Annotated in this window: 7 protein-coding genes (1 of these 7 only partly in view); 3 read left to right on the top strand and 4 right to left on the bottom strand. The window is 32.5% G+C overall.

Annotated elements, in window-relative coordinates; translation table 11 throughout:
• Positions 1–483 carry the 3' end of a 5,10-methylenetetrahydromethanopterin reductase gene (mer, locus tag HZC47_03950; GenBank protein ID MBI5680033.1) on the top strand. The gene continues 483 nt to the left of window position 1, outside the view, so only the last 483 of its 966 coding nucleotides appear in the window; its start codon lies off the left edge, out of view; it ends in the stop codon at positions 481–483.
• Positions 484–637: 154 nt separating this feature from the next.
• Entirely contained in the window at positions 638–1696 is a 1059-nt protein-coding gene (locus tag HZC47_03945) for an archaeosine biosynthesis radical SAM protein RaSEA (GenBank protein MBI5680032.1), read from the top strand.
• Positions 1697–1700: 4 nt separating this feature from the next.
• Here the strand turns inward: HZC47_03945 and HZC47_03940 are convergent, their stop codons facing one another.
• From HZC47_03940 to HZC47_03925, 4 genes are all read right to left on the bottom strand, one after another.
• A complete protein-coding gene (locus HZC47_03940) occupies positions 1701–2795 on the bottom strand; it encodes a sensor histidine kinase (GenBank protein ID MBI5680031.1) in 1095 nt (364 codons plus the stop codon).
• Positions 2796–3061: 266 nt separating this feature from the next.
• Complete coding sequence (locus HZC47_03935) at positions 3062–3334, bottom strand: hypothetical protein (protein MBI5680030.1); 273 nt, start codon at positions 3332–3334, stop codon at positions 3062–3064.
• 480 nt (positions 3335–3814) lie between these two features.
• Positions 3815–4975: an aldo/keto reductase gene (locus HZC47_03930; protein MBI5680029.1), complete on the bottom strand. Its 1161-nt coding sequence runs from the start codon at positions 4973–4975 to the stop codon at positions 3815–3817.
• Positions 4976–5135: 160 nt separating this feature from the next.
• A complete protein-coding gene (locus tag HZC47_03925; protein ID MBI5680028.1) occupies positions 5136–5360 on the bottom strand; it encodes a tautomerase family protein in 225 nt (74 codons plus the stop codon).
• 151 nt (positions 5361–5511) lie between these two features.
• Here HZC47_03925 and HZC47_03920 point away from each other — a divergent pair, with 151 nt between their 5' ends.
• The gene (locus HZC47_03920) at positions 5512–5901 is read left to right on the top strand and encodes a helix-turn-helix transcriptional regulator (protein MBI5680027.1); all 390 of its coding nucleotides are present in this window, start codon (positions 5512–5514) and stop codon (positions 5899–5901) included.
• Positions 5902–6000: the final 99 nt, after the last annotated feature.

Raw genomic sequence — 6000 nt, 5'->3', positions numbered from 1 at the left:
GGTGAAGTTTCTGACGGTGCATTAATTAACGCATCAAACCCAAAAGACTTTGAAGCTGCTGTCCCACTTATAAAAGAAGGTGTAGACGCAGCTGGTAAAAGCATGTCTGATGTCGATGTTGCAGCTTACACTTGCTGTTCCATAGATGACGACGCTGGAAAAGCTTTAGGCGCAGCAAAAATAGTTGTTGCATTCATTGCAGCAGGTTCCCCACCACCAGTATTCCAAAGACACGGTCTAGACCCAAACACTGGTGCTAAATTCGGAGAATTCTTAGGTAAAGGTGACTTCGGTGGAGCTATTGGAGCTGTTAGTGACGAATTAATGGATGCATTCTCTGTTGTAGGAACACCTGCAGACTTCGTACCAAAAATCGAAGCTCTCGGAGAAATGGGTGTAACTCAATATGTTGCTGGTTCTCCAATTGGTCCTGACAAAGAAAAATCCATAAAATTATTAGGAGAAGTTATAGACAACTTCTAACCAATAATTTCTTTTTTTTATTTTTGACTCTTTTTTGAATACGTAATTTCTATATTTTCCATACTTTTAAAAAAAACATAAATACATAGTATACATATTCTTAGACTTCTGGTTATAATTAAGATGATTTTATTATTAGTAATAGGTTAAAATTATGGAAATTCAAGATTTAATGTATGATATTAGAGAAAATGCCATTAAGAGAATGGATAAAAAATCACCAGCCGATCTTTCGGCTTCCTGGTCATCAGAAGACCTGCTTTATTCAGGAAAAGGAAATGCTGTTTTTGTTATTTTGCCAACACCAGGATGTGCACATGCTCTTTCTGAGTCTGGCGGATGTACAATGTGTAGTTATATTGCAGATTCACCCCTTGAAAAGGTTTCATCAAGTGAATTAATTGATATATTCAAAAAACTTATGGAAAGACATGATATTCAACCAAAAACTGCTGTAAAAATTTTTGTATCCGGCAGTTTCCTTAATGAAGAGGAATTACCTAAAGAAGCTCGTGATGAAATTCTTAAAATACTAAATAAGAATGATAATATCGAAGAAGTTGTAGTTGAATCTCGTCCAGAGTTTGTAAGTGAAAATGTGCTTAAAGATTGCTGTAACCTCTTGCAAGATAAGATTTTCGAGGTTAGTATTGGGCTTGAAAGCGGCAGTGATTATATCAAAAAATACAAAATAAATAAAGGATTTTTAAATAAAGACTTCGAAATAGCCATTAATATAATCAAAAAGATGAAAAATGATTATAAAATTACATCTAAGGCTTATCTTTTTGTTAAACCTGTTTTAACTTCTGAAAAAGAAGCTATTGATGATGCTGTTGCTTCTGCTAAATATGCTGAAGAAGTTGGTGTAGATCGAATATCTTTCTGTCCTGCAACAATCCATAAAGGAACTCTTATGGAGTTATTATGGCGCAGAGGTTCTTATAAACCTCCTTGGATTTGGAGCATAATTGAAATTATAAAAAAAGTCCGAAGTGAAGTTAAAATTCCCGTAATAATGGACACTTCCGGATTTGGGACAAGAAGAGGTCCTTTCAATTGTAAAAAGTGCAATAAGAAGTTTAAAAACATGATAATTGAATCAAACCTTAATCAGTCTATTCCTGAAGAAATAGAATGTGAATGTAGAAATAGGTGGAGAGGGGATGTTGAGTTCTCTGATTTAACCAGATCAACCACTTGCATAAAATAACATGTTAAACTCTTTCTTTATATTTTAATTCTTCAAATTTAATTAAAAATTCAGTTTCTTTTTCATTTTTAAGCTCTATACTTCCACGAAGTTGATTTACAAGCAAAACAACTAACTGTAATCCAAATGATTCTGGATTTTCAACATTGAAATCATCAGCAAGCCCAATACCATTATCTGTTATCTTAAGAATAAACTTTTTATCCTCTATTTGCAATTCTACATCTATTTTACCTTCTCTTCCATCAGAAAATGCATGTTTAATAGAATTTGTCACAAGTTCTGTGATAATAAGGCCACAAGGAATAGCTGTTTCAATATTTAAGTTTATACTTTCTAGATCAAGATTGTTTTTTATTTTGTTCTGGTCTACTGCATATGTTTGAAGCAGGTTTGTCATTATATTCCGAATATAGTCACTGAATTCAATTTTATCAAGGCTTTTTGATTGATACAGCTTGTTATGCACCATAGCAATTGATCTTACCCTATTTTGACTATCTTTAAATAGTTCAACCGAATTTTCATCTGTTATATATGGAATTTGAAGATTAATAAGGCTTGAAATCATCTGTAGATTATTTTTTACCCTGTGATGGATTTCATTGAGTAAAACTTCTTTTTCTTCAAGTGCCTCTAATAGTTCTTTTGTACGTGCCTGGATTTTAACTTCAAGGTCATCGTGAGCATTTTGTAGATAATTTTCTGCCTTTTTTTGTTCTGTTATATCTGATGTGAGTGTTACATACAGATTTTTTGCAGGTAAAAATGCAGAAATAGAAAAATAACTGTCTAAAAGTGGAGAATAGGTTTCATATTTCTTAATTTGGCCAGAAGCTGAAATTTCATTGACTTCTTCTATTAAACGTGCTACTGCTTCCCGTCCATAAAGATTAGTCACACTTCTACCCATAAATTTCTTATTAAGGAACACCCTACTTGTTGTAGATGCAGGATTAGCGTATTTAATTATTAAATCCGTAACTTTCATATTTTTATCGTATAAAACTCGATAGACGGTAACGCCCTCTTGCATATTTTCAAATATAGTATAAAAGTCTTCACTGACCAACGAAAATATGTCAAAGCTATTATTCATTGTACCTTTTATGCCCCATTAATCTATATTATTAGTTTATATTATCATTACTTATATAAAAAAAGTTCGTAGAATAAGCAGTTATAATATAAAAAAATAGAATAATATCATAATTTAAAATGACATTATTGATTTACTTAGAAATTTAGAAATAAATAAATTATTAAAAATAGAAAAATTTAATAATTACAAGCTTAATGGCTTCAAAATCCACCATGTCTTTTATTATTAAGATTGAATTCCAAATACCGTCGGAAAATCATTTATTAGTCTGTAACTGGAATTTTCCAGAGATAACCAACCTTTTTGGCGGCTCCTCCACTAACCTTTCCTTTCTTTTTCCGTTTTTTCACGTTGGCTTCACTACCTTCCCAAGTTCCTACAGTTTCATCTAAGAATTTAGCTATTTTTTCACTATATTTTCTTGTTCCAATAGTATAAGTTTCCTTTTCATTTCGAATATAACTAATTCCTTCTCCTTCCTTTTCCATCACTCTAGATATTTTCATTAATTTTTCATAAAATTTTGCAGAAACCATGTGAACTTTCTCCTATCTCTTTTTTGATTATATAACATTATTTCAAAACTATATATTTATATGTTATTTCTACAAACATACAACAATCTATAGTATTTTATTTTTAATGATATTAAAATGTTTCATTTAATCCACTATAAAATAACTAAAAAAATAGGTTATATTTTGACATCCCAGTGCATTTTTTATAATTTAGATTCTTAAAACAAAGAATTGTAATCACAAAATCACAATCATATGATTTTTATATTAATATATAATCCATAAATGAGGGTAGTGAAAAACATTGCTAAAGCAATTGCAAAACCACCCACTTTAACAGGAAAAATGATGCAGAGCGTTTCACTCAAAATCTGGACAAGCCAGCAAACCCTAAAAAAAGAAATTCTTAAGAATCCCTTAAAATTTACGGAAATATTAAAGCTAATAGCGAATTCTAGGCAATCTGCAGAACTAATGAAGAAGGCTACTTTGACAAATTTATTCAAAAAAATCTTTGACCTCCTTCAATTCCTGAATTATATTGATACCTTGTGGACAGTGTTCTTCACAAATACCACACTCACTACATACTGCGGCGTGTTCATGTTCTGGTATAAAAGAATGGTAATTAAACTTGTAAAAATCCTTCATTTCCGAGCTGCCAAACAGGAAGTAGTCATTATATTTTGCAAAGTTTTCAGGGATATTTACACCAGTAGGGCATGGTAAACAGTAGCCACAATTAGTACAATTTATTTTAACCTTTTTTTCGAAAATAGACTTGGCTTGTTCAGTAATATTTAATTCATGGTCGGTCAGCATATGAGAATGGGCTTCCTTGGCAATTTCTAAATTCTCCTCAACCTGTTCAGGAGTATTCATACCACTTAAGACCACCGAAACTTCCGGATGGTTCCATACCCACCTTAAAGCCCACTCGGCAGGGGATCTTTTCGCTTCTGCTCCGTTAAATAATTCCTTAACTTCTGCTGGGACATTATTAGCTAATTGACCGCCTTTTAAAGGTTCCATTACTGCCACACCTAACCCCCTGGCAGATGCATATTCCATACCTTCTTCTCCGGCCTGATATTCATCATCCAAATAATTTAACTGGATGGTACAGAAAGACCAGTCATAGTGATCCACTACCTCTTTAAAGAGTTCTATCCTGTCATGGAATGAGAAACCAGCGTGTTTTATTCTCCCATCAGCAATTGCTTCGTCCAGAAATTCTTCAAATTCCAATTCTTTCAGGTTTCCCCAGTTGTTTTTATTAATACCATGCATCATGTAAAAATCAATGCAATCTGTTTCCAGACGTTTCAGCTGTTCATTCAGGAATTTTTCCATGTCTTCCCTGGTTTCTACAGCCCAGCTGGGGAGTTTGGTGGCTATTTTCACCTTCTCCCGATAGCCATCCTTTAGTGCCTTTGCTAAAAAGGGCTCGCTGGCACCTCCCTGATCCATACTAATGCCATGGTAAGGGTAAGCCGTGTCAATATAGTTCACACCCTGATCAATGGCACTGTGCAGCAAATTTATAGCAGTTTTCTCGTCGATATCCTGAGGATTATCTCCCTTTAGGGGAAGCCGCATGCAGCCAAATCCCAATGCTGAAACTTTTTCTTTGGTTTTTCCAAAATCTCGATATAACATAAAATTACTCCTTTAATAAAAAAACATTTTTATAGATCTCTAATTAAATCATTAAACTCATAAATATTCGATAAATCGATTGAAACGTATTTTTAACTTGAAAAACATTTTGAACAATTTTTCCAAATACAAAAGATTCAAAAAAAATAAAGTGAAAGTTTTATTTGGGCATTTTCTTCCAGGAATCAGGATCCATGTCCTTAAATTTTTCAGTACAGGGTACTCCACCTAATCCCCAATGAGATTGTGGAATTTCATGTATTATGACCTCCACAGCTTCGGCTGAAATTCCAACATCCGAGAAGACTTTGGTTAAGTTCTCAATTAAGTAGTCGATTTTTTCTTGTTCAAAACCTTTCCATATATTCACATGAAGTACTGGCATTTTTATCACCATTTCATTTTTTCAAGGATTCATTTATTAATAAAAATAAATATATTAAAAATAAACAAATCACAATGTAATTGTTTTAAACTAACTTAAAGTAGTTTTTCTAACCATTGGGTAATTACCAATTGGTAAGTGAGGAATTAGAATGGGCAACGATTATCTACAAGAACTTTACCAAACCGTTGATGTTACTTTTAGTTACCTCCGGAAGAAATGGACTATACCTATAATTAAAGGATTATTCTGTGGCTGTAAAAATTTTAAGGGTTTTCTAGAACTTAATCCAGGGTTAAGCAGTAAGGTCCTATCTGAGAGACTTAAAGAATTAGAAGAAAACAGTGTCATTGAAAAAATAGTGTTAAACTCATCTGCAGGTCAGACGGAGTACTATTTAACTGAAAAAGGACGAAGATTAAATAAGATTATCTTTGAGATGTTTAATTTTGCCTTAGATGAAGTTTTAAAGAACGAAGAAGACATCAAATTAAGAGAAGAATCCAAAGATTATCTGAAAGTAACTTTAAAGATGAATTGATAGATCATTTCACTACAAGCTGAATGAGCCCAAGAACATTACCTTAGATTATCCATAAAATCACATGCAATTTATTAAATTATAGGAGATTGAATCAAA

The organism is Methanobacterium sp., from assembly GCA_016222945.1.
Classification (GTDB): domain Archaea; phylum Methanobacteriota; class Methanobacteria; order Methanobacteriales; family Methanobacteriaceae; genus Methanobacterium_D.
This window is presented reverse-complemented; position numbering and strand designations above follow the sequence as displayed.

Coding starts and splice junctions, on each gene's coding strand:
- HZC47_03930 (MBI5680029.1), bottom strand. CDS start 4,975: ATGTTATATCGAGATTTTGGAAAAACCAAAGAAAAAGTTTCAGCATTG.
- HZC47_03945 (MBI5680032.1), top strand. CDS start 638: ATGGAAATTCAAGATTTAATGTATGATATTAGAGAAAATGCCATTAAG.
- HZC47_03935 (MBI5680030.1), bottom strand. CDS start 3,334: ATGGTTTCTGCAAAATTTTATGAAAAATTAATGAAAATATCTAGAGTG.
- HZC47_03940 (MBI5680031.1), bottom strand. CDS start 2,795: ATGAATAATAGCTTTGACATATTTTCGTTGGTCAGTGAAGACTTTTAT.
- HZC47_03925 (MBI5680028.1), bottom strand. CDS start 5,360: ATGCCAGTACTTCATGTGAATATATGGAAAGGTTTTGAACAAGAAAAA.
- HZC47_03920 (MBI5680027.1), top strand. CDS start 5,512: ATGGGCAACGATTATCTACAAGAACTTTACCAAACCGTTGATGTTACT.